The organism is Cutibacterium nasicola, from assembly GCF_052654715.2.
In genome coordinates this window covers 1,509,654-1,533,494 of sequence record NZ_CP199745.2, presented here as the reverse complement: position 1 = coordinate 1,533,494, position 23,841 = coordinate 1,509,654, and the positions used below count along the sequence as shown (strand labels likewise).

Genomic DNA, 23,841 nt, shown 5'->3' with positions numbered 1-23,841 from the left:
CATCGCGACTCAAATTGAGTCGATGCAGGAAACTGCTGAGTTCACAGGAGTGTTGACATGGCTCGTACTTTTGACCCGTTCCGTGAGATGGATCGTCTTCTCTCCGACGTCACTAGGACGCCGGCAGCCGTGGCGGTTCCCATGGATCTCTACCGTGACGGTGACAACTACATTGTGGCTGTGGACCTTCCGGGAGTTGACCCGGCGTCCGTTGACATCGACGTTGATGATCGCACCTTGACCATTCGCGCCGAGCGCGCTGCCAAGGTGTCCCAGGAGGTGCAGTGGCTCTCCCGTGAGCGTGCCATGGGCACCTTCGCCCGCCAGCTCACCCTTGGTCACGGATTGGCCACCGATCGGATCACAGCCGAGTACACCGATGGTGTGCTCACCTTGACGATCCCGGTTGCCGAGGCAGCCAAGCCGCGCAAGGTGGAGGTCAAGCATGGCTCGACCACCATTGACGCCACGGCCGACCAGGCCCAGGTCGGCTCGGGTGGCAGTCAGGAGCAATGAGTCCTCAGGAACGCACACGACGGTCGGTTCCCATCATGGGAACCGACCGTCGTGTGGTTTCGGGGTCGTTGTCGGTGCAGGTGAGGTCAGACGATGACGGAGACCAGCAGCACCAGCAGCAGGCCGCAGACCGACAGCACCGTCTCCATGAGGGACCAGCTCTTGATGTTCTCGCCCACGGAGATGCCGAAGTACTCCTTGATGAGCCAGAAGCCGGCGTCATTGACGTGGGAGAAGAAGACCGAACCACAGCCGATGGCGAGCACCAGCAGGGCGGCATGAGTGGGCGGCAATGTGGCGACCATCGGTTCGAGGATGCCCGCAGCGGTGACGGTTGCGACGGTTGCTGAACCGGTCGCCAACCGGATGACGACGGCCACCAACCAGGCCATCAGCAACGGGGAAACGGAAGATCCGGTGATGCCATTGGCCAGCAGCTTCGCGATGCCGGTGTCGACGAGGATCTGCTTGAAACCGCCGCCGGCGGCGACGATGAGGAGGATGCCTGCGATCGGGGGAAGGGAGGCCCCGATGCTGTCGCTGATGGCCTCCTTGTCCATCCCGGAAGCCTTGCCCAAGGTGAAGATCGCCAGCAGAGTGGTCAGCAGTAGGGCGAACATCGGCTGCCCCAGGAAGTCCAGGACGTCACGGACGACGGTTCCCTTCGCGGCGAAGATGTCAGCGAAGGCCTTGCCCATCATGAGGATCACTGGCAGCAGGACGGTCATGAGGGTGACCGAGAACCTCGGGTGGCCGGGGGCGATGCCGGAACGTCCGTTCTCGTCGGAATTGAGGAAGAGGTCAGGGGCGTCGACGGGTACCCAGCGGGCAGCCAGACGCGAGAAGAGCGGACCGGCGACGACGACCGTCGGAATGGCGATGAGGACGCCCAGGCCCAGGGTCACGCCGAGGTCGGCCTTCAACAGTCCGATGGCAGCCAGCGGGCCAGGATGTGGTGGGACGAGGGCGTGCATCGTCGACAGGCCGGCCAGGGCCGGAATGGCGACCCTCATGAGGGGCAGCTTGGACCGGCGAGTCACCAACAGGATGACGGGGACCAGCAGCACCAGGCCGATCTCGAAGAACATCGGTAGGCCGATGACGGCGCCGATGAGGGCCATGGCCCACGGCAGGGTGGCCGGAGAGGCCTTGGACACCAGGGTGTCGACGATCTCGTCAGCGCCACCGGAGTCGGCGAGCAATTTGCCGATGATCGCACCCAAGGCGATGAGGACGCCGACCGAGGCGACCGTCGATCCCACTCCCGCGGAGTAGGCCTCCAACATCTCCGCGAGGGAGAGCTGGGCGATGGCTCCGACGACCAATGCACCGATCGTCAGGGAGAGGAAGGGGTGCAGCTTGAACTTGGTGATGAGGGCGATGATGACGGCGAAGCCGATGATGGCTGCCGCGATCAACTGGCCGGTGCCAGCTGTCGTCTCGAGGATGACGGGCATTGACTCCTCCTTGAGTCCGGTTGTGGTGTCAGTCGAGGTTGGCCAACCAGGTGGCTGCCTCGTTGGTGAGTTCCTCTCGGGATGCGTCGAAATTGAGGGTGACGCCCACCTCGTCGGCGGCAAGGGGTTCGAGGGTGGCGTACTGGGAGTCAACGAGGCTGGCTGGCATGAAGTGACCGGCGCGAGCCTCGACTCGCTGGGTGACGACCTCACGGTCGCCCGCGAGGTGGACGAAGACGAGGTCCGGGCAGGCATCCCGCAGTTGATCGCGGTAGATGCGCTTGAGGGCCGAGCACGCCACGACGGCTCCGTCGTCAGTGCGCTCACCGAGCCAGGTTGCGACGTTCGACAACCAAGGACGTCGGTCGTCGTCGTTGAGGGGACGACCGGAAGCCATCTTGTCGATGTTGGCCTGGGGGTGAAGGTCGTCGCCGTCCATGAAGTCCACGTCGAGGCGTTGGGCGAGCATGGCTCCAATGTCCGTCTTGCCAGCTCCAGCTACACCCATGACAACGATTGGTGGCACGCGGCGGCGCGAGTGGATGGCACTCATGAAGGTCCTCTCCGGAAGTCTTGGTCGTCGTTGACCTAACCGAGTGTACGCGTTGAGATCATATCTGTATAGAGAAATATGATTTGACCTCATATCCCGAGAAGAGGGGTCGCGACGTCGTTGCGCGCCAGGTGGGCGGGGTTGGTATCGCTAGGCTTGTGGCCATGTCAGAGTCCTCAATGGCCATCACGGTCGCGAACGTCATCGGAGCTCGGATCGTCAGTGGCGACGTCGTTCCTGGGACAGCCATGAGGCTCGAGGAACTTGACGCAGAATTCGGAGTTTCCAGGTCTGTCACCCGAGAAGCCGTCAAGCTTCTCGAAGCTCTTCACATGGTGCGTGCCCGGCGCCGGGTCGGTATTGTCGTCACGGATGAATCGGAGTGGGACGTCAGTTCCCCGGCTGTCATTGAGTGGTTTCTGACTGGCCCCAGGAGGGATGAGGAAATCACCTGGATCAGCGAGTTGAGGTCAGCTGTTGAGCCGTTGGCGGCAGAGTTGGCTGCCAAGCGCGCCACTCTAGAAGAAGCGACGACGATGGCCCTGGCCGTCACGGGGATGATCGCGGCTGCTGCTGATGGTGATCTCAACGAGTATCTGCGCTGCGACATCGATTTCCACACCACGCTGCTCCAGGCTTCTCACAACCCGCTCGTCGCCTCTCACGTCACGATTGTTGCTGCCGTCCTGGAGGGTCGTACTCACCTCATGCCCTTCAAACCCAGGCAAGAGGCAATTGAGTTCCATCGCAGCATTGCGGACGCGGTTGCCGCCCATGATCCAAAGGCTGCTTCCGGCGCCATGAGGCAGATCGTCACGGAGGCTCACCATGCGATGAGCGCACGGTGATCATCGCCTCGAAAGGCCTTCACCTTCCCATGAAGGTCACAGCTCGGAGAAATCCTGTCTCGAGGATGTGTAAACATCTTATGAATGGGGTGAAAATCATTATCAGAACGGCTTTGACAATACCACTTGGTGCGTTTTCCCAAGGAAAATTGAACCTCGTAGGTAGGCATGCGTTACCGTTCTTCTCATGCCTCAGGAATTCCTCGCTTCATCGGTCGCAAGCCGTTTGGGTGCTCGCATCGTCGACGGTGATCTTCAAGCCGATGCCGTGCTGCGGTTGGAGGACATTGAGCAGGAGTCGGGAGCGTCCCGTTCCGTCTGCCGCGAGGCAGTCAAGATTCTCGAGTCCTTGAACCTGGTGCGCTCCCGACGCCATGTTGGTGTGACAGTGTTGCCACCTCATCAGTGGGATGTTCTGTCGCCCAAAGTAGTGCACTGGCACATGTCCGGTAACAAGCGTGAGCAGGAGATGGGCTGGACGAACGAGCTACGCATTGCGCTGGAACCCACTGCGGCACGACTCGCGGCCCGGCGTGCTGACGGGGCCGACCTCAAATTGTTGCAGGATGCCGTGTCCGGCATGACGGAGGCCATTCGCAATGGTGACTCGAAAGGCTTTGCCCACCACGACCATGCTTTCCACCGTGGCCTTCTCGCGGCCACTCGCAATCCGTTGTACGTCGCTCACGTCCCGATGATGCTCAGTTACCTTGCCGAACAGTATGAGGACCGAGAACTGTCCGAGGAGGATCGCACCAACCTGGTCCAGCATCGTGACATTCTCGACGCCATCACGATGAGCGATCCCGACGCTGCTGAGCGTGCCACCCGTGCCCTTGTCCTGGGGCTCGGCCGGGTCATCTCCCATGCATCGTTCTGACACGACCGGGGCCGAGAGGCTGGCACCGTCCTGACGAACAACTGGTTGGGTCCCGATCCGTGTGGATCGGGACCCAACCAGTTCTGACTCTGGTCCGTCCTCCAACGACTCAGTCGTCGAATGCCTCCGGGGGCGGACACGTGCACACCAGGTGACGGTCTCCGTAGGTGTTGTCGACCCTGCTCACCGGAGGCCAGTACTTGGCCTGGATTCGGGTGAAGGCGCTGACGTTCAACCCACGTTCCTGGTCGCGCCGCACACCCAGGTGCATACCGGGGTAGCATCCCAATTCGCGGGAGTAGGGATGGTTCCACTCGTCAGCTACCAGTCGGGCAGCCGGGTGCGGAGCATTGACGAGCGGGTTGTCATCGGCAGGCCAGTGGCCCGACTGCACCATCCGAGCCTCCGCGACGATCGCCAGCATCGCGTCGCAGAAGCGGTCCAGCTCGGAGAGGTCCTCCGACTCGGTCGGTTCAACCATGAGGGTTCCGGCAACCGGGAAGCTCATCGTCGGGGCGTGGAAGCCGTAGTCGATGAGACGCTTGGCAACGTCGTCAACGGTGATGCCCGTCTCAGCCGTCAGCGGTCGCAGGTCGAGGATGCACTCGTGAGCCACGTAACCGTTCTGACCGGTGTAGAGGACCGGAATCTTGTCCTGAATGCGGTGCGCAATGTAGTTGGCGTTGAGGACCGCCAGCTCCGTCGCGAACTGCAGGCCCTCGAGACCCATGAGTCGCAGGTATGCCCACGAAATGGGCAGCACGGACACCGATCCGTACGGGGCCGCGGACACCGCGGGACCGTCATGGGCCACCGTTCCGCCCCCATTGAGCGGGTGCTCGTTGCGTGGGTTGAGTGGGTGACCTGGCAGGAAGCGAGCCAGGTGCGCCTTGGCCGCCACCGGGCCAACACCGGGACCGCCGCCACCATGGGGGATGGCGAAGGTCTTGTGCAGGTTGAGATGGCTGACGTCACCGCCAATACGACCGAACTGTCCCCACCCGACCAGGGCGTTGAAGTTCGCCCCGTCGATGTAGACCTGTCCGCCAGCCTCGTGGACCATGTCACAGACCTGACGCACACCGTCCTCGTAGACGCCATGGGTCGACGGGTAGGTGATCATGATTGCGGCGACGCGACCCTCGTTCTCGGCGATCTTGGCAGCCAGGGCGTCGCGGTCGATGGTGCCATCGTCATTGGACTTGACGACAACGACCTTGAGACCTGCCAGAGCGGCCGACGCGGCGTTGGTGCCGTGTGCCGAGGCGGGAACGAGACACACATTGCGCTCGGTGTCCCCGCGAGACAGGTGATAGCCACGAATGGCTGCCAGACCGGTGTACTCGCCCTGGGAGCCCGCGTTGGGCTGCAGGGAGACGGTGTCGTAGCCGGTGAGTTCGGCGAGCCAGATCTCCAGGTCGCGGATGAGTCGCAGGCTTCCGGCTTGGTCCTCCACCGGGGCAAAAGGATGCATCTGGCCTAATTCTGGCCAGGTCATGGCCTCCATCTCGGCTGCCGCATTGAGCTTCATGGTGCATGAGCCGAGCGGAATCATGCCGCGGTCCAAGCCGTAGTCACGATCCGCCAACCTCTTGAGATAACGCATCATGGCGGTCTCGGTGTGGTAGCTGGAGAACACCGGGTGAGTCATGAAGTCGCTCGTGCGGCGCAGATCCTCCGGCCAGAACTCGTCCACGGCGATCTGAAGGGTGTCCTCGTCAACGAGATCGAGTGTGTAGCCGCCTTCACGGGCCCTGTTCCACAGCTTCTTGGCACCATCCTTGGCAGTAATGCGGATGGTGTCGAAGAACAGCTCATCGGAGACGTCAAGGCCACCAGCGCGAAGGGCAGAGGTGAGCTGGCGAGCACGATCGTGTACCTGTGTCGCGATCCGGGTGAGTCCTTTTGGGCCGTGCCAGATGGCGAACGCGGCGGCGACGACAGCAAGGAGCACCTGAGCAGTACAGATGTTGCTGGTGGCCTTGTCTCGACGGATGTGCTGCTCGCGGGTCTGGAGGGCCAGACGGTATGCAGGGTTGCCGTCGGCGTCAGTCGAGACGCCCACCAGGCGTCCCGGTATCTGACGCTCGAGCCCGGCGCGCACCGACATGTATGCTGCGTGCGGTCCGCCGTTGCCCATAGGTACCCCGAAGCGCTGCGAGGAGCCGACGGCGACGTCTGCACCGAGTTCTCCGGGCGGAGTCACGAGGGTCAGTGCGAGGATGTCGCACTCGGCGATGGCGATACCGCCGGCCTGGTGGACGGCCTCGAAAACCTCGGAAGGATTCCACAGCCCGCCGGTGCTGTCCGGGTAAGGGGCCAGCACGCCGAAACAGCCAGCCTCCACCTCGGGTCGCCAGGACCCCGGATTGCGCAGGTCCACCTTGACGACCTCGATGCCCGCTGCCTCGGCATGCCCGAGGACGACGTCTCGAACCTGGTCGAAGACGTGGGTGTGGATGAGGAAACGGTTTGAGGCCACCTTGCGGGACGCGCGGCGGGCCAACAGCATCCCCTCGGATGCCGCGGTGGCTTCGTCGAGCAAGGAGGAGTTCGCCAGAGCCAGACCGGTGAGATCGGTGATGAGCTGCTGGTAGATCGTCAGGACTTCGAGACGACCCTGGGAGATCTCCGGCTGGTACGGGGTGTAGGCGGTGTACCAGGAGGGGTTCTCCAGGATGTTTCGGCGGATCACCGGCGGGGTCAGGGTTCCGTAGTAACCACGTCCGATGAGGGCGTGGGTGATGCGGTTGTCCCTCACAATGTCAACGAGCTCGGCCCGGGCAGTCGCCTCATCGGTGGCCGGAGGCAGGCTCGGGGTGTGGACGGAGGAACCATTGCCCGCCAGCTTGAGAACAGAGGCCGGGATGGCGTCGCGAACTACTTGTGCGCAGCTGGTCACTCCGACTGCCTCGGCGATGTATCGCAGGTCCTCGTCGACGGGCCCAACGTGGCGGCTCGAGAAGGGGCGCGACCCCTCGGGGCCGCGCCGATCCTCAGCGTGATCAGTCATCGTCATCACTCGGTGGTGAGCTTGCGGTAGGCGTCGCGGTCCATGAGGTCATCGGCCAGCTGTCCGCCGGTAACCTTGAACAGCCATCCCTGGCCGAAGGGGTCGGAGTTGACGAGCTCGGGGGACTCGGAAATGGCCTCGTTGACCTCGCAGACGGTACCGGTCACCGGGCTGAAGAGGTCAGAGACCGACTTGGTGGACTCGACCTCACCGACGGTCGATCCGGCCTGGACCTCGCTGCCGGTCTCGGGAGTGTCGACGAAGACGACGTCGCCCAGGGCCTCGGCGGCGTAGTCGGTGATACCGACCGTCACGGTGCCGCCGTCAACGGCGACCCACTCGTGTTCGGCGGAGTACTTGAGATCGGACAGTTCCATGTCTGCTCCTCATGAGTTGTTTGGTATGGGGTTGGTGGTCGAGGTCAGGAACGCTTGTAAAAGGGCAGCCCAACGACGGTGACGTCGAGGGTCTTGCCTCGCACGTCGACGCTGAGCGAGGTGCCGTGCTCGGCGACATTGGGATCGACGAAGGCCATCGCGATCGGATGGCCCAGGGTGGGGGAGAGGATGCCGGAGGTGATGGACCCGACCTCCTTGCCCTCATTCATGACGGCGTAGCCAGCACGGCCCGCCCGCCGTCCCTCGCCAGCCAGACCGACGAGAACGCGGTCATCAGTCGTCTCACGGTTCTCGAGGGCGCAGCGACCGACGAAGTCACCCTCCTTCTTGACGTTGACGACTCGTCCGAGCCCAGCCTGGGAAGGATGGATGTCGGTTCCCAGCTCATGCCCGTAGAGGGGCATACCGGCTTCCAGGCGCAGGGTGTCGCGGCAGGCGAGACCACACGGGGTGAGGTCCTCGCCGCCGACTTCCATGAGGAGGTTCCAGAGGTGTTCGGCGGACTCGGCCGGCACGTACAGCTCGTAACCGTCCTCACCGGTGTATCCGGTACGGGCGACGAGGATGGGGGAGCCATCGAGCTCTCCGGTCAGGCAGCGGTAGTACTTGACGTCGCGGACCTCGTCGGGATCGAGGGTGGTGTCGGTCTTCGTCAGGGCTGCCAGCACAATCTGGACGGCCTTGGGTCCCTGCACTGCGACGAGGGCTGTCTGAGCTGATTCGTCAGAGACGGTGACGTCGAAGTTGGCGCACCTCGTGGTGAACTCAGTCAGATCAGTGTCAGCGTTGGCAGCGTTGGCAACGACGAGGTAGTCACCGTCAGGCAAGTGATAGGTCACCAAGTCATCAACGATACCGCCGGCCTCGGTCAGCATGAGGGAGTATTTCGCGCAGCCTTCGGCGACAGCCGAAAGTTTGCCTGCCAGGGCGTGGTCGAGGGCTGCTCCGGCATCGGGCCCGGAGATTCTGATCTCGCCCATGTGGGACAGGTCGAAGATGCCGGCATTCTTGCGGACGGCGTGGTGTTCAGCCAGGTCTGAGGAGTACCGCACGGGCATGTTCCAGCCCGCGAAATCGGTGAAGGATGCTCCGAGGCTCTCGTGTACTGCCGCCAGTGGTGTACGTCGAAGCGTGCTCATGCTTGGAAGTATGGCATGACGTGGGACCGTGTGCTTGCCCGTAGTCAGAACCGAGGAAGTAGACTCGGTGACGTACGACGGAGTCCACCCCCGCGAACTCCGTGGCAGGCCAGGTAGGAGTTCGAGATGCCCTTGTCAGCAGAGGAGCAGCGGCGCCTTGCCGAGCTCGAGGAATACCTGTCCAGCGACGATCCTGCCTTTGCCCGATCGTTCTCCCGGAAGGCCTCGGCGACCGGTCGTCCCCACCCCGCCGAGAATGCCCTGGATCAGCGGCGGATGCGTCGCCGTCAAGCCTGTCGTCGTCAGATCCTCCTTGGCTCGGGCATGGTATTGCTGGGCTTGGCAGGAGTCGTCGGAGGCGCTGTGGTGAGCAGTGGCCTCCTCGCCGTCGTCGGTTTCGTGACCATGGTCGTGGCGGTCGGGGTACTGGTGTCGACGGGCCAAGGCGCCATGCCGGGCAGTAGCGGAATCCGACCGCGTGGGGGGAACTGGCAGACCAATCCTGACTCCTTCACCGCTCGGATGGAGGAGAGGTGGCGTCGACGTCAGTCGCGATGAGGCGCTGTCGTCAGTCGCGATGAGGCGCTGTCGTCAGTCGCGATGAGGCTTACCGCTTGAAGAGGGACGTCGGCATCCAGACAGCCAACCAGTGTGGCTTGGGGGTGCGCGTTCGTGTGAGCCAGTCCTTGACCGCCGTGAGGTCGGAAGCCATCGAGTCATAACGACCTTCCCTACCTGACCAGCGGTCCCTCTCCTCAGCCAGGGCCAGCCGGTGGACGGCTTGACCGGTGGACTCATCCATGTCCTGGGTCAGGGCGGTGGCCTGGCGACGAGGCGTGCCGTCGGGCCAGGGCAATCCATGGTCAATCCACAGGCTACGCAACTCGTGCCAGGTGTCGGCTGCCGAATCGCTCGAGAGTCGGCGTCGGGAGATGAGGATGCGGATGAGCATCGGCACGACGAGCAGGAGCAGGACGATCAGCACTCCGAGGACGATCGGCCAGTTGACACCGCGGTGTTCGGTGTTGCTGACGGGAACCGGGCTGCTTGACGTCGTCGCGGTGCTGGAGGCCGCAGGCGACGGCGTCGATGACATCGAGGCCGACGGTTGGGGCGAGGGGGTCGGGCTGGCCGACGTGGTTGGAGTGGGAGCGGGGTTTGCGGCTGCCTTACGGGTCCAGGCTGGTGCCGGGGCCACCGTGGCGGTTGGCTCGAACCTCACCCATCCGTAGCCCTGGAAGTACAACTCCGGCCATGCGTGCATCTGGTTGGCGCGCACCTTCCAGCTGTCACCTTTGTGGTCTCCGGGGAGGAATCCGACGGAAACCCGTGACGGGATCCCCTCGATGCGGGCCATGAGTGCCATTGATGCGGCGAAGTGGATGCAGTACCCCCGGTGGGTTTGCAGCAAGAAGGTCTCGAGAATCTGGAAGCCGTCACCCTCGGGGGCGTTGATGTCGTAATGGAATCGGGAGCCGTCACGCAGCCAGTTCTGGATGGCGATGGCCTTGACCACCGGGGCGGTCTTTCCCTTGACGACTCGCTGTGTCAACTCCTTGATGCCAGTCGGAACTGTGTCCGGGACATCGGTGTAGACCGTGTTGTCAGGAGTACCGGCCTTCGCATCGTCGAAGGTCGCTGGATCAGGGTCCGGCTCCTGAGCGGAGATGCTGTACTGCATGTCGTCAGTCGCATGATCGTGATCGGCGGAGGTCGAGACGATCGTCAGACTGTCGGGGTCCCAGGCCCAGGTCTGGTCGACGTCGGCGTCGATCGGACCGTAGGGGGCCGGCAGGTACTGCGACGAGAAGCCGTTGATGGTGACGTCGACGGTGCGGGTCTGCGAATGGCCGGTCAAGCCCGGGACCTGTCCGGGAGCAGAGCGCTTCAGGTCGACCGGGATGAGCCCCCATCCTCGATCCGTCATCTTGGACAGGGAGGTTGTGCGCAGGTACTCGCCGTCCGGACTGTTGGTCAGGTAGTCGATCACCGGGGTCGTCGACGTGTTGTGGAGGTTGCGGCGCAGGTCAATGGTGGGATTACGCATGTGCACGGGAGCCGATGGGACTCCTGACGGGCGAGCCGTCTCGACGTGGCCCCATACCGGAGCGATGGTCGTGAGAACTGTCGCGAGAGCGATGGTGATGGCTCCGATGATGACTGCTGACAATCTGGTCAGGTGACCGCCGCCACGCAGCGCGTGATCGACGGCGAGGATGAGAAGCCAGCCTGCTGCGACCAGGACAAAACTCCACCACGGGGCATCATCGGTGGCTGCCAGGACAGCGGCGAGATGCGTGACCAGCAGCGGGGCGAGGGACCATCCTGGGCTCTCCAAGGTGATGGTGAACAGATCCGTCAGGACAGTGAGGACGCCGACCACAGTCGTCGCCAACCAGATGACTCCGATTGATGGGGGCAGCGGGCCGTGGGTTGTCTGGATGAGGGTGATGGTGTCTCGGTAGAGACGCAGGAAGCCGTCTGACGAACCGGCAGCGGATGCGCAGATTCCTCCCATCACGGCGGCGATGACGACGATGACGGCTTGTACACCCTGCACCTCGGCGTGGTCCCAGTGATGACGTCGGCACAGCAGTGCGAGGGCTTCCAGGACGACGATGAAGGCCGTCGGTCCAATCCAGTACCAGGGGTCGGTGGTGAGATCTGACAGCGACAGGGTTGCCAGAATCATGGCAAGGGCCACGGCAAGATGGATCGCCACCTCGTGGGAGTACTCGGGTGGCTGCTCGGCTGGTCCGAGGAACTCCGAGAGTCGGGATTCAGGCTGAGCGGCGCGACGTGGGGTGTTCATGATGCCGCCGTCCTCCCGTCGTGGAACAGGTGGAGCAGATCGTGCCATGCTGACTCGATGGAGGTGCGGGAATCAACGGGAACAACCTTCCACCCGGCATCGGACAGCTTGGTCAGGGCTTGTTGGTGTTCTGCGGCCTGCTCAATGGTTCCTCGGAATCGTCGCGCCGTGAAGGTGTCGGCGTCGAGGACAAGGGCGAGCCCAGCGACACGGTCTCGTCTCAGGTCCACGAGATTCTCGATGTCGGTCGATTCCAACCTGCCGAGGATCGCGATGGCTGGGCCGTCTGTTCCCTGACAGGATTCGACCGTCTCGTCAAGGGTGTTGTCGGGGCGCAGCGGTTCGTCGACGAGAGCTTCGAGTAGATCGCCGGTGAGTGGGCCGGCCGAATCACAGACATGAGTGACGTATCCGTCCGTCTTGAGACGAGTGGCGATGGACGCCACCGAGTTGACGGCCCATTCGAAGGAGGCATTGGGGCCGGTGCCGGCGTGGCGACGAGCGCGGGAGTCCAGCACGACCACCACCGATGGATTCCAGGCCTGTTCCTCACGACGAACCATGAGGTCGCCGCGGTGTGCCGTGGATCGCCAGTGGATACGTCGTACCGTGTCCCCGGTGCGCCAGTCGCGCACCATGGCGTCATCGGGACCGCGCCTACCAGCACTGGTGGCGGGGGATCTGGTGTCGAAACCCTGGCTACCGAGCTCCCCGGAAGCTCCCAGGTCGACGATTCTCGGCGTCACGACGACTTCCGCTGTCTCCCCGAGGTCGGTGTGACGACAGGCCATGCCGAAGGGGTCGACGGTACGCATCATGACTGGCCCGATCATGAATCGGCCACGAGTGGTGGGAACGACGGGCGTCTGAATCATTCCGGACGACCACCGAGCCTGGCCCAGAGCGGCGGGTAGGGCGTCAGTGAATCGCGCCGCTGCCAGTGGCAATCCTCCACGACGCTCCACCGTCACGGTCTCGACGGCCTCGGACCCCAACGGCATCCGCACCGGAGCCAGACTCCGAGCGGTTCGGACCCGTGGACGACACCATGCCACGACAGCAATGGCGACCAGAGGCAGCAGGACGAGGAGTATGCCGATCCGGGCCAGGTCCCGTTGATCAATGCTCAAGCCGATGACCGTCAGGGTGATGCCGACGATTCCGACGGCACGCCCCCGCGCGGTGAGAACCCCCCAGCGGTGAGGGGAGTTGGATGCCGCTGAGGAATTCATCGGTCCTCATGGGTCCGCTTGGGCAACGGCACCTGACGCAGGATCGAGTCGATGAGAGACTCGGAGGTTCGGGCAGTGTCGCGGTTCCCGACCCCGCTTCGTCCTGAGAGCACCAGACGGTGAGCCAGGATCGGTGCGGCGAGGACCTGGACGTCGTCAGGGATGACGTAGTCACGGCCACTCATGGCAGCGCGAGCTCGGCAGGCCCGAATCAGGTGTAGGGCGGCACGTGGAGACGCTCCCAATCGAATGGACTCGTGACTGCGAGTCGCAGCGACGATGTCCAGGACATACCCGTGGATGTCGGTTGCCACGTGGACTTTGAGAACAGCCGAGATGAGGCTCCGAACCGTCTCGGCATCGGTGACCGGGGTGGCCTCGCCGAGAGGTGAGGCTGCACCGTGGTGTTCGAGCATGGCGAGCTCGGCGGAACGAGTCGGGTATCCCATGGTGATGCGGGCCATGAAGCGGTCGCGCTGGGCCTCCGGCAGGCGGTAGGTGCCCTCCATCTCAACGGGATTCTGGGTGGCCATCACCATGAAGGGGGCATCGAGGACGTGAGTCTGACCATCCGCTGAGACCTGACGCTCGGCCATCGCCTCGAGGAGGGCGGACTGGGTCTTGGGGGAGGCTCGATTGATCTCATCGCCGACGACGATGTTGGCGAAGATTCCGCCGGGTTTGAAGACGAACTCCCTCTCATCCTGGTCGTAGACGCTGACACCGGTGATGTCGGAGGGCAGCAGGTCCGGTGTGAACTGGATGCGATGCACGGTGCAGTCAATGGCGCGACCGAGCGCACGGGCGATCATCGTCTTGCCGACGCCGGGGACGTCCTCCACCAGGAGATGGCCTTGGGCTAGCAGGACGACGAGGGCGGTGTCTATGCGTTCGTCCTTGCCCTCGATGACTCCCGCCACGGTCGAGCGGATGGCATTCGTGACGGTCACCACGTCGTCAATCGTCGCTGTTGTCGCCGCGACGGCGTGGAGGGGTTGGGCATGGGCCGGGTTGACCGGCTGCGGTTCCTGGTGGCTCAACGGAGTCCTCCTGACGTGCACGGCAATGACCGGAGTTCATGCTATCCGGACCTACTGATGCTATCTGGACCTTCTGACGGTGATGTCCCCCATTGCTGCTGCCGCCCCCTCGAACAGGGGCGAACGGTCTTCTCAGACTCGCATTGACATTCCTGACACCTACGTCACCGCGTCATCACGCGGTGGGAGTGGGGAGAAGTGGGGGTCGAGGAGTCAGGATGGTGGCTTTGTGGAGCGTTGTGGAGTATAGTGGAGGCAAATGGAGGAGATCGCCTCGATCGTGGAGCAAGGAGGTGCCCGGTGTTCCTGGGTACGCACACTCCAAGGCTCGACGACAAAGGCCGCTTCTTCCTGCCGGCGAAGTTCCGCGACGAGTTGGACGACGGGTTGGTCATCACCAGGGGCCAGGACAGGTGTCTGGCGATCTACCCGACCGAAACCTTCGTGGAAATGACCCGGGAGATCGCCAAGGGTTCGGTGAGCGTCAAGAAGGTTCGTGACTACCAGCGCATGCTGGCAGCCGGTGCCAGTGACACCGCTCCTGACAAGCAAGGACGGGTCATGATTCCGCCGATGCTGAGGCGCTATGCCGGTCTCGACAAAGAGATCGTCGTGGTGGGTGCGATCACCCGTGTCGAGGTGTGGGACGCCGCCGAGTGGGAGAAGTACTCCGAAGCCCAGGAGGAGGCCTTCGCCGACATGAATGAGGAGGTCTTCGCCGAACAGTGATCGCGTGATCCGCGGCTCCGGTCCGACCGGGCACCCTGACACAACTTCCCCTGTGCCAGGTGGTCCAGCCGGAACGGAACCCCGGGTCACGGGTCGTCGACACCGGTCGAAGACGTTGCTGGCAGTCCATGCTGGGGAGGGGATGCTCATGGCGACCGATGCCATCGGCTGCGATGCCGTTCACATCCCCGTCATGCGCGCCCGCATTCTTGACCTTCTCGCCCCGGTGCTGGAGGGCGACAATCCCGTCCACGTTGATGGCACCCTCGGCATGGCAGGCCACGCCGAAGCCGTTCTGAAACGGTTCCCTCACGTGCACCTCGTCGGTGTCGACCGCGATCAGCAGGCCCTGGCCATGGCGGGTGCGCGCCTCGAGCCGTTCGGGAATCGCGTCCACCTCGTCCATGCCGTCCATGACGAGCTCTGCGAAGTTCTCGATGACCTTGGGCTGGAACGCGTGGATTCGGTGCTGCTTGATCTCGGGCTGTCCTCCCTGCAGATCGACGAGGTGGGCCGCGGGTTCTCATACTCCGTGGACTCCCCATTGGATATGCGCATGGACCAGTCCGACGGACGCACTGCTGCCGAGATCGTCAACGAGTCCGCCCCAGGTGACTTGGTGCGGATCCTGCGAGAGTACGGCGAGGAGAAGTTCGCCGATCGCATCGTGCGCGCCATCGTCGTCGAGCGTGACCGTCACCCCATTGAGACCTCCGGACACCTCGTCGACGTCATCACCGACGCGATCCCCGCGGCTGTCCGGCACAAGCGCTCGGGCCATCCCGCCAAGCGCACCTTCCAGGCGCTGCGCATTGCCGTCAATCGTGAGATGGAGACCCTTCCTGCGGTACTTCCGCGCGCACTCGACCGGCTTGCCGTCGGTGGTCGGATGGCAGTGCTTGCCTATCACTCCCTGGAGGATCGACCGGTCAAGGAAGTCTTCCGCGACGCCTGCGCCGATACCGCGCCAGCGGGTCTGCCGATGGTTCCGGAGTCAATGGCAGCCAAGTTCAGCCCTGTCACTCGAGGAGCTGAACGCCCTGACGCCGATGAAGTGTCCACGAATCCACGATCCGCGTCAGCACGGTTGCGGGTCATTGAGCGGGTCCGTCCGGGATCCATCAGCCGTCAGCATGCGACCAAGGAGAGCCGATGAGCGCCGAACCAGCACCGCGTCCCCAGTCGGCCAAGGCTGCCGCAGCGCGTACAGCCCCGTTGCGTCCTGTGCTGCGAGCCTTGCCGCAGAAGGTTCAGCAGCAGCGGATGGGCCGACTCGGCTTCGCCATCCTCATCGCCGTCATGCTGGCTGCCGGACTGGCCGGGCTCCTGGTACTCAACACCACGATCCAGGCGCAGTCCATGCAGATTGCCCAGGAGACGCGCAATCTCGACGTCCTGCAGCATCAGCAGGCCGTGCTGGGCTCTGAGGTCGACCATCTGCGAGGACCGCAGAACCTGCAGGAAGAGGCCAAGAAACTCGGCATGAGACCCAACCCCTATGGTTCTTACATCGACCTGCGTACTGGCAAGGTGAGGGGAACCCAGACGAAGGTCGACGGCAAGGAGGTGCCAGGAGTCATCGGTGAGACGGCCAAGCCAAGGGTGGGTCAGCCGTGAGTGATTCCCGGCGCCCCAGCGGCCCGACTCGACGTCCCGGTTCCGCCCGACCTCCTGTCTCCGGGCATGGATCCACGTCATCACGACCCGGTTCTCGTCCGGGTCCTCCTGCCTCGAGTGCGAGGCCAGCCCCACAGATGGCCTCCCAGCGCGGCCGTCTGACGATCATCATGGCGGCTTTCCTCGTACTCGCCATCGGTCTGGCCAGTCGGGCTCTGCAGCTGCAGGCCATCGAGGCCCCCGCGTACGCAGCCTCTGCTGCTGCGCGGATGAAATACACCTACGACCTGCAGCCTGACCGTGGGCAGATCACTGATCGCAATGGCACGGTCATGGCCCAGACCCAGCCTGCGGTGCTGGTATTCGTCGACCCTCGCATGATCTCGCGCAATGGGGTTGACGAGCACGTCGCCATGAGCCGTACCCAGCGAGACAAAGCCGCTGCTGCTCCGAAGGCGGTCGCCAAGATCCTGGCCAAGCACCTCGGTGGACGTCCGGAGGATTACCGTGAAGCCGTCACGGCCACCGACTCCAAGGGTAATCTCAGCCGCTACTCGGTGGTGCGCCACCACGTCGACAGCTACACCTTCGACCTCATCAAGAAGGACATGAAGGACGGGGAGTGGTACGGCATCTTCAGCTCCAATGATCCGATCCGCACCTATCCCTCGGGCAAGGTGGCGTCCAACGTCGTCGGATTCGTCAATGCCGAGGGCAAGGGCGCTGGCGGCTTCGAGTACACCCACGACAAGGCCTTGGCAGGTGTACCCGGCAAGGAATCCTACGAGGCCTCGACGTGGGGCCGTATCCCGCTGGGATCCAACGCCCTCGTTCCTGCCGTCAATGGCACCAATTACACCCTGACCCTTGACGCCCAGCTGCAGCTCATGGCGCAGCAGGCACTGGGGACGGCCATCAAGAATGCCAAGGCCAAGAGCGGTGAGATCATCATGATGGACGTCACGAATGGCGAGGTGCTCGCCATGGCGTCGATGCCCACCTTCGACTCGAACAAGCCCGGAAAGGCGAACGAGGACCAGACCCGCAACCGAACCATCCAGGATGCCTACGAGCCGGGTTCGGTTCAGAAGATACTGACGATGGCGGCCGTTACCGATCAGGGAATCGTCACCCCCGATACCCACATCGTCGTTCCTCCGGCCTTGTCCTCCGGTGGTGGCAAGATCACGGATGCCGAGACCCACGGCACCGAGCACCTCACCGCTCGCGGCGTTTTCGTGCACTCCTCGAACATCGGGACGGCCCTCTTGGCTCGAAAACTCGACAAGAGGACCACGGTGTCTTACCTCAAGTCCTTCGGGCTGGGGGCGCCTACCGGGATCGGTCTTCCCGGCGAGGCCCACGGCCAGATCCCCAAGCCGGACATGCCCGACTACACCCGTGACCAGATGGCCTTCGGTCAGGGCATGTCGGTGACTGCGATCCAGGAGGCTGCTGCGGTGGCTGGCATCGTCAACGGTGGCGTCTACCACTCCCCGACGATCATCAAGTCAGCTGTTGACGGTCACGGTGAACCTGCTGACATCCCTGGGATGACGACCCGTCGGGTGATCTCCCAGCAGACCTCCGAGCAGGTCCGCGACATGATGGAGAACGTCGTTTCGACGGTCAAGGGTCGACCCATCCCTGATTACCGGATGGGCGGTAAGACGGGTACCGCTCAGCGGGTTGCCCCGGAATGCCACTGCTATCGCGGCTACATCGCCTCATTCATCGCGGTCGCTCCCATCGAGAATCCGCGTATTCTGACCTACGTCGTCATCAACCAGCCCGCCAACAGGCACACAGGTACGCAGGTGGCGCAGCCGGCGGCGCGGCAACTGATGTCTGTCGCCCTGCCGCGCTACGGTGTGCAACCGTCCACCGACAAAGCGCGCAAGGAACCCTTGGAGTACCAGCCGTGAGCCCTGAACCTACTGCCACCCCCACGTCATCTGCAGACGCCGCTCTGCGGCCCTCGCAGGTGAATCCCATTGCGTGGGCCGAGCTGGTGGCCGAGCTCAACGGGTGTCGGGCCGATGAGAATGGTCCCGCGATCAGTGGAATCACCCTGGACTCCCGTCAGGTACGCCATGGTGACCTGTACGTCGGTCTGCACGGACTGCACGCTCATGGGGCTCGATTCGCCGGCTCGGCAGCGCAGTCCGGTGCGGTGGCAGTTCTCACTGACGCCGAGGGTGCGATCCTGGCTGCGGATGCTGGGTTGCCGGTTATCGTCGTCCCGGATCCCCGGGCTGCGATGGCGGTTGTGGCTGCCAAGATCTTCAGCCACCCCGCTGACGCCATGACGATGTTCGGCGTCACTGGCACCAACGGCAAGACCACAACGGCTTTCCTGGTGGAGGCAGGTCTGCGAGCTGCTGGACGCCACGTCGGGACGATCGGGACGATCGGATTCCGACTCGACGGTGCCGAGTTGCCGAGCGCCCGTACCACCGTGACGACCCCGGAAGCTCCGGATCTTCAGGGCCTTTTCGGCGCGATGGCTGAGAGGGGAGCGACTGATGTCGTCATGGAGGTTTCCTCCCATGCTCTTGCCTTGCAGCGGGTCGACGGCACCCGTTTCGATGTCGCCGCGTTCACCAACCTCGGCCGTGATCATCTTGACTTCCACGAGACCCTCGACGAGTACTTCGAGGCCAAGGCTCGTCTGTTCACCCCGGATCTGGCCCGGCTCGGTGTCATCAACGTAGACGACCCGCGTGGACGGCAACTCGTCGAGAGGATGCAGGCCAGTGGCGTCAAGGTCGTGACGACCTCAATCCACGAACCCTCCGACTACCAGGTGACGTCGTGGCATCCCGGACCCCACGGAGCCGTCCTCGAGGTCACGACACCGTCGGAGAAGCGCACCTTCGAGTTGTCCCTGCCCGGTGAGTTCAACGTCCGCAACGCAGCGATGGCTCTGGCGATGCTGGAATCCGCAGGGCTGCCCTTCGACGAGGTTGTGCAGGGATTGTCATCTGCTCAGGTGCCGGGTCGGATGGAGCGCGTCGACCTCGGTCCTGACTCAGCGACCGTCCTGGTCGATTTCGCGCACACTCCGCAGGCGATTGCTTCCGCCCTCGACGCGGCACGGTCCTCGGTCGACGGTGGGCGTCTCATTGCTGTCCTGGGCGCTGGGGGAGACCGTGATGTCGCCAAGCGTGGCCCCATGGGTGAGGTTGCGGCTGAGAGGGCTGACGTGGTCATCATCACCGACGACAACCCACGTACTGAGGATCCGGCAGTGATCCGTGCAGCGGTACTGGAGGGGGCCCACGAGGCAGCCAAGGACGGCGTCATCGTCGTTGATGGCGGATGCCGTCGTGAGGCGATCAACGAGGCCTTGAGAATGGCTGAGGTCGGAGACGTCATTTGCGTGCTCGGCAAGGGGCATGAGACCGGACAACATGTTGGCAGCGAGGTGCTGCCATTCGACGATCGTGAGGTCATCCGAGCTGAATGGCAGACCATGGCTCGGCAGGCCGAGGAGGACCAGACACGATGAGAGCTATCGACATTGTCACCCTTTCCCACTGGGTTGGGGCCGAACCGGTTGATGGCTCTGCACAGGTGGGCCCCGACGTCGTCATCGACACCCGCAAGGTGACTCCGGGTGCCCTCTTCATCGCGCTACCCGGTGCTCGGGTGGACGGACACGACTTCACTAACGCTGCTCGGGAAGCTGGCGCGGCAGCCGTCCTGGGTACACGCACCACCGACGCCCAGTTGCCCCACCTCATCGTTGACGACGGTCAGGCCGGACTGTCTCGGTTGGCCCGGCGTGTCGTGGACGCCGAGCGACGCCGTGGTCTGCGGACAATTGCTCTCACGGGATCCAGCGGAAAGACGAGCACCAAGGACATGCTGGCCCAGATTCTCGAGGCCTTTGGCCCAACGGTGGCTCCGGTGGGGTCGTTCAACAATGAGATCGGTGTGCCCCTGACGGCATGCCGCGTCGACGAGACGACCGCATTCCTCGTCTCCGAGATGGGAGCCCGCGGGCTGGGACACATTTCGTGGCTGACCTCCATCGTCATCCCTGACGTCGCCATGGTCCTCAACATTGGCACCGCCCATCTGGGTGAGTTCGGGTCCCGTGAGGTCATCGCTCAGGCCAAGGGTGAAATTGTCGAGGCCCTCAGCCCTGACGGTTGGGCCGTCCTCAATGCCGCCGATGACCTGGTGACGGGGATGGCCCCGCGGACCAGTGGCCATGTCGCATGGTTCAGCCCTGACGCCGATCACCGTCGCCCGGACGCCGAGATCGAGGTCTGGGCGGAGTCGATCACTTCTGACGATCTGGATCGCCACTCCTTCACCCTGGGGGTTCGCAGAGGAGAGTCGACCTGGACCAGCCCGGTCCGGCTGACGATGATGGGAGCCCATCAGATTGCCAACGCTGTTGCCGCCACGGCCGCCGCGTTGGCAGCCCTGGAGCTCAACGGCGCTATCGACGAGAACACTGTTGGTCGTATTGGCGAGGCCTTGAGCAAGGCTGTGCCGCGGTCTGCCATGAGGATGCAGTTGCGGCAGCGAGCCGATGGTCTGGTGCTGGTCGAGGATTGTTACAACGCCAACCCTGACTCGATGGCTGCCTCCTTGAAAGCCATGGGACACGTCCTCGCGACTCGACGGGCCACAGATCCCCACACTCGTGGAATTGCTGTGCTCGGCGACATGCTCGAACTCGGAAAGGATTCCCCGGAACTCAATGCCGAATCGGGCCGGCAGGCTGCTCAGGCCGGGTTTGACGTCGTCATAGCGGTCGGTGACGAGGCCGAGAACATTGCCGCCGGTGCGCGTGCCGAAGGCGCACATGTGATCGTCACCACGGTGGAAGAGGCTGCTGGGTCGCTAAGTTGGACCTCGCACGATGTCGTTGTCCTCAAAGCATCCCGGGGTCTGGCCCTGGAACGGGTGGGGCGCGCCGTGTTCGAGGAGAGGGAGGCTCAGGCGTGAAGAACATCCTGCTCGCCGGCGCAGTGTCGATGATCGGCACCCTTGTTGGTACGCGGTGGTTCATTCACTGGCTTGCCGCGAGAGGATACGGCCAGTTCATTCGTGACGACGGCCCGACCACCCACAAGACGAAGAAGGGCACCCCGACCATGGGCGGTGCCGTCATTATCGCGTCGGTCCTGTTGGCCTACATCGTCGCTCATCTGGTGACCTGGACCGCCCCGACCCTCTCGGCCGTACTGGTCCTCTGGCTCTTCGCCGGTTTGGGTTTCATCGGATTCCTCGACGACTGGACGAAGATCTCCAAACAGCGTTCATTGGGCCTCAAACCCAGGGGGAAGCTGTGTGGCCAGGCGTTCGTCGCCATCACCTTCGCCATTGGAGTGATGTACTTCCCGGATTCCCACGGAGTCACCCCGGGATCCCCGGCGATCTCATTCCTGCGCGACATCTCCTGGCTTCATCTGCCGATCTGGTTGGGCATCATCTGGGTCATCCTGCTTATTGCAGGTAGTTCCAATGCAGTGAACCTCACCGATGGTCTGGACGGGTTGGCGACGGGCGCTTCCGCCATGGTCTTCGGCGCCTACATCCTGCTGAGCATCTGGCAGTTCAATCAGTGGTGTTCGCGTCCGACCACCGCCGGCAACCATTGCTATGCAGTTCGTGATCCGCACGACATCGCCGTGGTTGCCATCGCCATCGCAGGAGCCTGCTTCGGCTTCCTGTGGTGGAATGCGAAGCCGGCCAAGATCTTCCTCGGCGACACTGGCTCCTTGGCTCTCGGTGGCGCTGTCGCCGGTATGGCCGTCGTCAGCCGTACCGAATTGTTGCTGGTCGTCATCGGCGCACTGTTCGTCATCGAGACGGTGTCGGTGATGCTGCAGGTGAGCGTGTTCAAGCTCACCGGTGGAAAACGAGTTTTCAAGATGGCCCCGTTGCATCACCACTTCGAGTTGAAAGGGTGGGCCGAGGTGACCGTGGTCATCAGGTTCTGGATCATTTGCGGCCTGGCCGTGTCGGCTGGTCTGGGAGTCTTCTACGCAGAATGGGTGGCAGGGCAGTGACGTTCTCCGGAAAGGTTGATCTGAGCGCGGCCGACCGGTTGTTCGACTGGTCGGGAGTACACGTCGCCGTCGCAGGTCTGGGTACCTCTGGTTACGCCGCTGCTGACGCCCTGCTCGAGCTCGATGCCAAGGTGCTCGTCCTCGATGACTCCGACGACGAGGGTCATCGCGACAAGGGCGGGCTGCTCGAGGTGCTCGGCGCCGAGGTGCGGCTGGGGCCTGGGACGGCGGCTGAGCTTCCTGACGGCACTGACCTCGTCATCGTGTCCCCAGGGTGGCGTCCCACGCAGCCCTTGGTGGCCAGTGCTCTGGCCCGGGGGATCCCGGTCTGGGGAGAACCAGAGCTGGCCTGGCGTCTCATGCATCCGGACCGTGTCGTCCCGTGGCTTGCCATCACTGGCACCAATGGCAAGACGACGACCACCCAGATGACTGAGTCGATTCTCAACGCGGCAGGGTTGCGAGCCTGCGCCGTCGGCAACATCGGTCGCCCCATCCTGGAGGCGATGGCCGACGAGATCGACTATGACGTCTTTGCCGTCGAGCTCTCAAGCTTCCAGCTGCACTGGTCGAATTCCCTGTCCCTGCACTCGGCTGCCGTCCTCAACCTGCAGCAGGATCATTTGGAGTGGTATGCCCACGAGGACGATCCCTTTGCCTCCTATGCCGCAGACAAGGCTCGCATATATCACCAGGTGACGAACTCCTGCGTCTTCAACGTTGCCGACCCTGCGACCGAGCACATGGTCGAGGAAGCTGATGTCGTGGAGGGGGCTCGCGCCATCGGCTTCACCACCGGCACCCCTGGACCTTCCATGATCGGCATTGTCGATGGCCTCATCGTCGATCGTGCCTTCGTCGAGCAGCGGGCGACCTCCGCCATGGAACTGGCCCGACTCGAGGACGTCCATCCCTTCGCCCCGCACAATGTTGAGAACGCCCTGGCGGCAGCTGCCCTGACGCGCTCCTTCGGGGTCCCTGCTCGCGCCGTCGGGCAGGGTTTGCGGGATCTCCACCTGGGTGGTCATCGCATCGAGACCGTTCATGACGCTGGTGGCATCACCTGGGTCGACGACTCCAAGGCCACCAACCCTCACGCCGCGAACTCGTCGATGCGCGCCTTTGACCACATCGTGTGGATTGCCGGAGGCCAGGCCAAGGGCACGAACTTCGACGACCTGGTCACCACCCACGCGGAGAAGCTGCGTGGAGCCATCGTGCTGGGAACCGACCGTGACGTCGTTGCCACGTCTTTGGCCGAGCACGCCCCGCAGGTTCCCGTCGTCGTCATCGACGACATGTCGCGCGAGTGCATGGCCAAGGCGGTCCGCGAGGCCGCCACGATGGCCAGTCCTGGGGACACCGTTTTGATGGCTCCGGGATGCGCGAGCCTCGACATTTGGCCCGGGTATGCTGCCCGCGGTGACGACTTCGCCAGCGCGGCACGACAGATTGACAGGCCGGGTGCCGATGGCTGAGAAGTCGGTCGAGACCCGGACTCCTCGGCAGATGAGTCGAGCCCGACGCCGGACCCCCGCCAGCTGGCTGACGCACTTCCTGCGACTCGACAGCGGT

General features: G+C 63.6%; 20 protein-coding genes. 12 read left to right on the top strand and 8 right to left on the bottom strand.

Annotated features, from left to right (window positions below; translation table 11 throughout):
- The first annotated feature begins 57 nt into the window (after window positions 1–57).
- Window positions 58–516 carry an Hsp20/alpha crystallin family protein gene (locus tag ACUCCZ_RS07115; RefSeq protein WP_435916869.1) on the top strand — a complete coding sequence of 153 codons (459 nt, stop codon included), beginning with the start codon at window positions 58–60 and terminating at the stop codon, window positions 514–516.
- Between the two features lie 86 nt (window positions 517–602).
- On the opposite strand, the gene ACUCCZ_RS07110 is transcribed toward ACUCCZ_RS07115, so the two are convergent.
- A complete protein-coding gene (locus ACUCCZ_RS07110; RefSeq protein ID WP_435916868.1) occupies window positions 603–1,973 on the bottom strand; it encodes a GntT/GntP/DsdX family permease in 1,371 nt (456 codons plus the stop codon).
- A gap of 28 nt (window positions 1,974–2,001) precedes the next feature.
- Window positions 2,002–2,526 (bottom strand): gluconokinase, encoded by a 525-nt coding sequence (locus tag ACUCCZ_RS07105; RefSeq protein WP_435916867.1) that lies wholly within the window; start codon window positions 2,524–2,526, stop codon window positions 2,002–2,004.
- Window positions 2,527–2,684: 158 nt separating this feature from the next.
- On the opposite strand from ACUCCZ_RS07105, the gene ACUCCZ_RS07100 reads away from it, so the two are divergent.
- Together ACUCCZ_RS07100 and ACUCCZ_RS07095 are read left to right on the top strand one after the other, a co-directional pair.
- Window positions 2,685–3,374 (top strand): FadR/GntR family transcriptional regulator, encoded by a 690-nt coding sequence (locus ACUCCZ_RS07100; protein ID WP_435917053.1) that lies wholly within the window; start codon window positions 2,685–2,687, stop codon window positions 3,372–3,374.
- A gap of 187 nt (window positions 3,375–3,561) precedes the next feature.
- Window positions 3,562–4,254: a FadR/GntR family transcriptional regulator gene (locus tag ACUCCZ_RS07095; protein ID WP_435916866.1), complete on the top strand. Its 693-nt coding sequence runs from the start codon at window positions 3,562–3,564 to the stop codon at window positions 4,252–4,254.
- Between the two features lie 109 nt (window positions 4,255–4,363).
- Here ACUCCZ_RS07095 and gcvPB read toward each other — a convergent pair whose 3' ends face one another.
- The 3 genes from gcvPB to gcvT are packed head-to-tail and all read right to left on the bottom strand — an operon-like array spanning window position 4,364 to window position 8,804.
- Window positions 4,364–7,273: an aminomethyl-transferring glycine dehydrogenase subunit GcvPB gene (gene gcvPB, locus ACUCCZ_RS07090; RefSeq protein WP_435916865.1), complete on the bottom strand. Its 2,910-nt coding sequence runs from the start codon at window positions 7,271–7,273 to the stop codon at window positions 4,364–4,366.
- A complete protein-coding gene (gcvH, locus tag ACUCCZ_RS07085) occupies window positions 7,273–7,644 on the bottom strand; it encodes a glycine cleavage system protein GcvH (RefSeq protein ID WP_435916864.1) in 372 nt (123 codons plus the stop codon). Before gcvH ends, gcvPB begins: the two co-directional genes overlap by 1 nt.
- A gap of 44 nt (window positions 7,645–7,688) precedes the next feature.
- Complete coding sequence (gcvT, locus tag ACUCCZ_RS07080; protein ID WP_435916863.1) at window positions 7,689–8,804, bottom strand: glycine cleavage system aminomethyltransferase GcvT; 1,116 nt, start codon at window positions 8,802–8,804, stop codon at window positions 7,689–7,691.
- Window positions 8,805–8,930: 126 nt separating this feature from the next.
- On the opposite strand from gcvT, the gene ACUCCZ_RS07075 reads away from it, so the two are divergent.
- Window positions 8,931–9,362: a DUF3040 domain-containing protein gene (locus ACUCCZ_RS07075; RefSeq protein WP_435916862.1), complete on the top strand. Its 432-nt coding sequence runs from the start codon at window positions 8,931–8,933 to the stop codon at window positions 9,360–9,362.
- A 49-nt stretch (window positions 9,363–9,411) separates the two neighbouring features.
- Here the strand turns inward: ACUCCZ_RS07075 and ACUCCZ_RS07070 are convergent, their stop codons facing one another.
- From ACUCCZ_RS07070 to ACUCCZ_RS07060, 3 genes are read right to left on the bottom strand one after another with little or no spacing between them, the layout of a single operon-like run.
- Window positions 9,412–11,616, bottom strand: a complete 2,205-nt coding sequence (locus tag ACUCCZ_RS07070) for a transglutaminase TgpA family protein (RefSeq protein ID WP_435916861.1) — start codon at window positions 11,614–11,616, stop codon at window positions 9,412–9,414.
- Window positions 11,613–12,848 carry a DUF58 domain-containing protein gene (locus ACUCCZ_RS07065; RefSeq protein ID WP_435916860.1) on the bottom strand — a complete coding sequence of 412 codons (1,236 nt, stop codon included), beginning with the start codon at window positions 12,846–12,848 and terminating at the stop codon, window positions 11,613–11,615. Before ACUCCZ_RS07065 ends, ACUCCZ_RS07070 begins: the two co-directional genes overlap by 4 nt.
- Window positions 12,845–13,888 (bottom strand): AAA family ATPase, encoded by a 1,044-nt coding sequence (locus ACUCCZ_RS07060; RefSeq protein WP_435916859.1) that lies wholly within the window; start codon window positions 13,886–13,888, stop codon window positions 12,845–12,847. Before ACUCCZ_RS07060 ends, ACUCCZ_RS07065 begins: the two co-directional genes overlap by 4 nt.
- 300 nt (window positions 13,889–14,188) lie before the next feature.
- On the opposite strand from ACUCCZ_RS07060, the gene mraZ reads away from it, so the two are divergent.
- The 8 genes from mraZ (at window position 14,189) to murD (ending at window position 23,744) form a co-directional block, all read left to right on the top strand.
- Entirely contained in the window at window positions 14,189–14,617 is a 429-nt protein-coding gene (gene mraZ, locus ACUCCZ_RS07055; RefSeq protein ID WP_435916858.1) for a division/cell wall cluster transcriptional repressor MraZ, read from the top strand.
- Between the two features lie 142 nt (window positions 14,618–14,759).
- The gene (gene rsmH / locus ACUCCZ_RS07050) at window positions 14,760–15,773 is read left to right on the top strand and encodes a 16S rRNA (cytosine(1402)-N(4))-methyltransferase RsmH (RefSeq protein WP_435916857.1); all 1,014 of its coding nucleotides are present in this window, start codon (window positions 14,760–14,762) and stop codon (window positions 15,771–15,773) included.
- Window positions 15,774–15,880: 107 nt separating this feature from the next.
- On the top strand, window positions 15,881–16,234 hold the full coding sequence (gene ftsL / locus ACUCCZ_RS07045; protein WP_435917052.1) for a cell division protein FtsL: 354 nt from the start codon (window positions 15,881–15,883) through the stop codon (window positions 16,232–16,234).
- A 137-nt stretch (window positions 16,235–16,371) separates the two neighbouring features.
- A complete protein-coding gene (locus ACUCCZ_RS07040; protein ID WP_435916856.1) occupies window positions 16,372–18,159 on the top strand; it encodes a peptidoglycan D,D-transpeptidase FtsI family protein in 1,788 nt (595 codons plus the stop codon).
- Window positions 18,156–19,745, top strand: a complete 1,590-nt coding sequence (locus ACUCCZ_RS07035) for a UDP-N-acetylmuramoyl-L-alanyl-D-glutamate--2,6-diaminopimelate ligase (RefSeq protein ID WP_445439671.1) — start codon at window positions 18,156–18,158, stop codon at window positions 19,743–19,745. The genes ACUCCZ_RS07040 and ACUCCZ_RS07035 overlap by 4 nt, the downstream gene beginning before the upstream one ends.
- Window positions 19,742–21,199 (top strand): UDP-N-acetylmuramoyl-tripeptide--D-alanyl-D-alanine ligase, encoded by a 1,458-nt coding sequence (locus tag ACUCCZ_RS07030; protein WP_435916855.1) that lies wholly within the window; start codon window positions 19,742–19,744, stop codon window positions 21,197–21,199. The genes ACUCCZ_RS07035 and ACUCCZ_RS07030 overlap by 4 nt, the downstream gene beginning before the upstream one ends.
- Window positions 21,196–22,266, top strand: a complete 1,071-nt coding sequence (mraY, locus tag ACUCCZ_RS07025; RefSeq protein ID WP_435916854.1) for a phospho-N-acetylmuramoyl-pentapeptide-transferase — start codon at window positions 21,196–21,198, stop codon at window positions 22,264–22,266. The genes ACUCCZ_RS07030 and mraY overlap by 4 nt, the downstream gene beginning before the upstream one ends.
- Window positions 22,248–23,744 (top strand): UDP-N-acetylmuramoyl-L-alanine--D-glutamate ligase, encoded by a 1,497-nt coding sequence (gene murD / locus ACUCCZ_RS07020; RefSeq protein WP_435916853.1) that lies wholly within the window; start codon window positions 22,248–22,250, stop codon window positions 23,742–23,744. The genes mraY and murD overlap by 19 nt, the downstream gene beginning before the upstream one ends.
- Window positions 23,745–23,841 lie beyond the last annotated feature (97 nt).

What these genes read in the sequence shown, in the direction of transcription:
- ACUCCZ_RS07030 (WP_435916855.1), top strand. Translation starts at nt 19,742, where the DNA reads ATGAGAGCTATCGACATTGTCACCCTTTCCCACTGGGTTGGGGCCGAA.
- ftsL (WP_435917052.1), top strand. Translation starts at nt 15,881, where the DNA reads ATGGGCCGACTCGGCTTCGCCATCCTCATCGCCGTCATGCTGGCTGCC.
- murD (WP_435916853.1), top strand. Translation starts at nt 22,248, where the DNA reads ATGGGTGGCAGGGCAGTGACGTTCTCCGGAAAGGTTGATCTGAGCGCG.
- ACUCCZ_RS07095 (WP_435916866.1), top strand. Translation starts at nt 3,562, where the DNA reads ATGCCTCAGGAATTCCTCGCTTCATCGGTCGCAAGCCGTTTGGGTGCT.
- gcvT (WP_435916863.1), bottom strand. Translation starts at nt 8,804, where the DNA reads ATGAGCACGCTTCGACGTACACCACTGGCGGCAGTACACGAGAGCCTC.
- ACUCCZ_RS07070 (WP_435916861.1), bottom strand. Translation starts at nt 11,616, where the DNA reads ATGAACACCCCACGTCGCGCCGCTCAGCCTGAATCCCGACTCTCGGAG.
- rsmH (WP_435916857.1), top strand. Translation starts at nt 14,760, where the DNA reads ATGCTCATGGCGACCGATGCCATCGGCTGCGATGCCGTTCACATCCCC.
- ACUCCZ_RS07065 (WP_435916860.1), bottom strand. Translation starts at nt 12,848, where the DNA reads ATGAATTCCTCAGCGGCATCCAACTCCCCTCACCGCTGGGGGGTTCTC.
- ACUCCZ_RS07115 (WP_435916869.1), top strand. Translation starts at nt 58, where the DNA reads ATGGCTCGTACTTTTGACCCGTTCCGTGAGATGGATCGTCTTCTCTCC.
- gcvPB (WP_435916865.1), bottom strand. Translation starts at nt 7,273, where the DNA reads ATGACGATGACTGATCACGCTGAGGATCGGCGCGGCCCCGAGGGGTCG.
- gcvH (WP_435916864.1), bottom strand. Translation starts at nt 7,644, where the DNA reads ATGGAACTGTCCGATCTCAAGTACTCCGCCGAACACGAGTGGGTCGCC.
- ACUCCZ_RS07040 (WP_435916856.1), top strand. Translation starts at nt 16,372, where the DNA reads ATGGCCTCCCAGCGCGGCCGTCTGACGATCATCATGGCGGCTTTCCTC.
- ACUCCZ_RS07075 (WP_435916862.1), top strand. Translation starts at nt 8,931, where the DNA reads ATGCCCTTGTCAGCAGAGGAGCAGCGGCGCCTTGCCGAGCTCGAGGAA.
- ACUCCZ_RS07110 (WP_435916868.1), bottom strand. Translation starts at nt 1,973, where the DNA reads ATGCCCGTCATCCTCGAGACGACAGCTGGCACCGGCCAGTTGATCGCG.
- ACUCCZ_RS07105 (WP_435916867.1), bottom strand. Translation starts at nt 2,526, where the DNA reads ATGAGTGCCATCCACTCGCGCCGCCGCGTGCCACCAATCGTTGTCATG.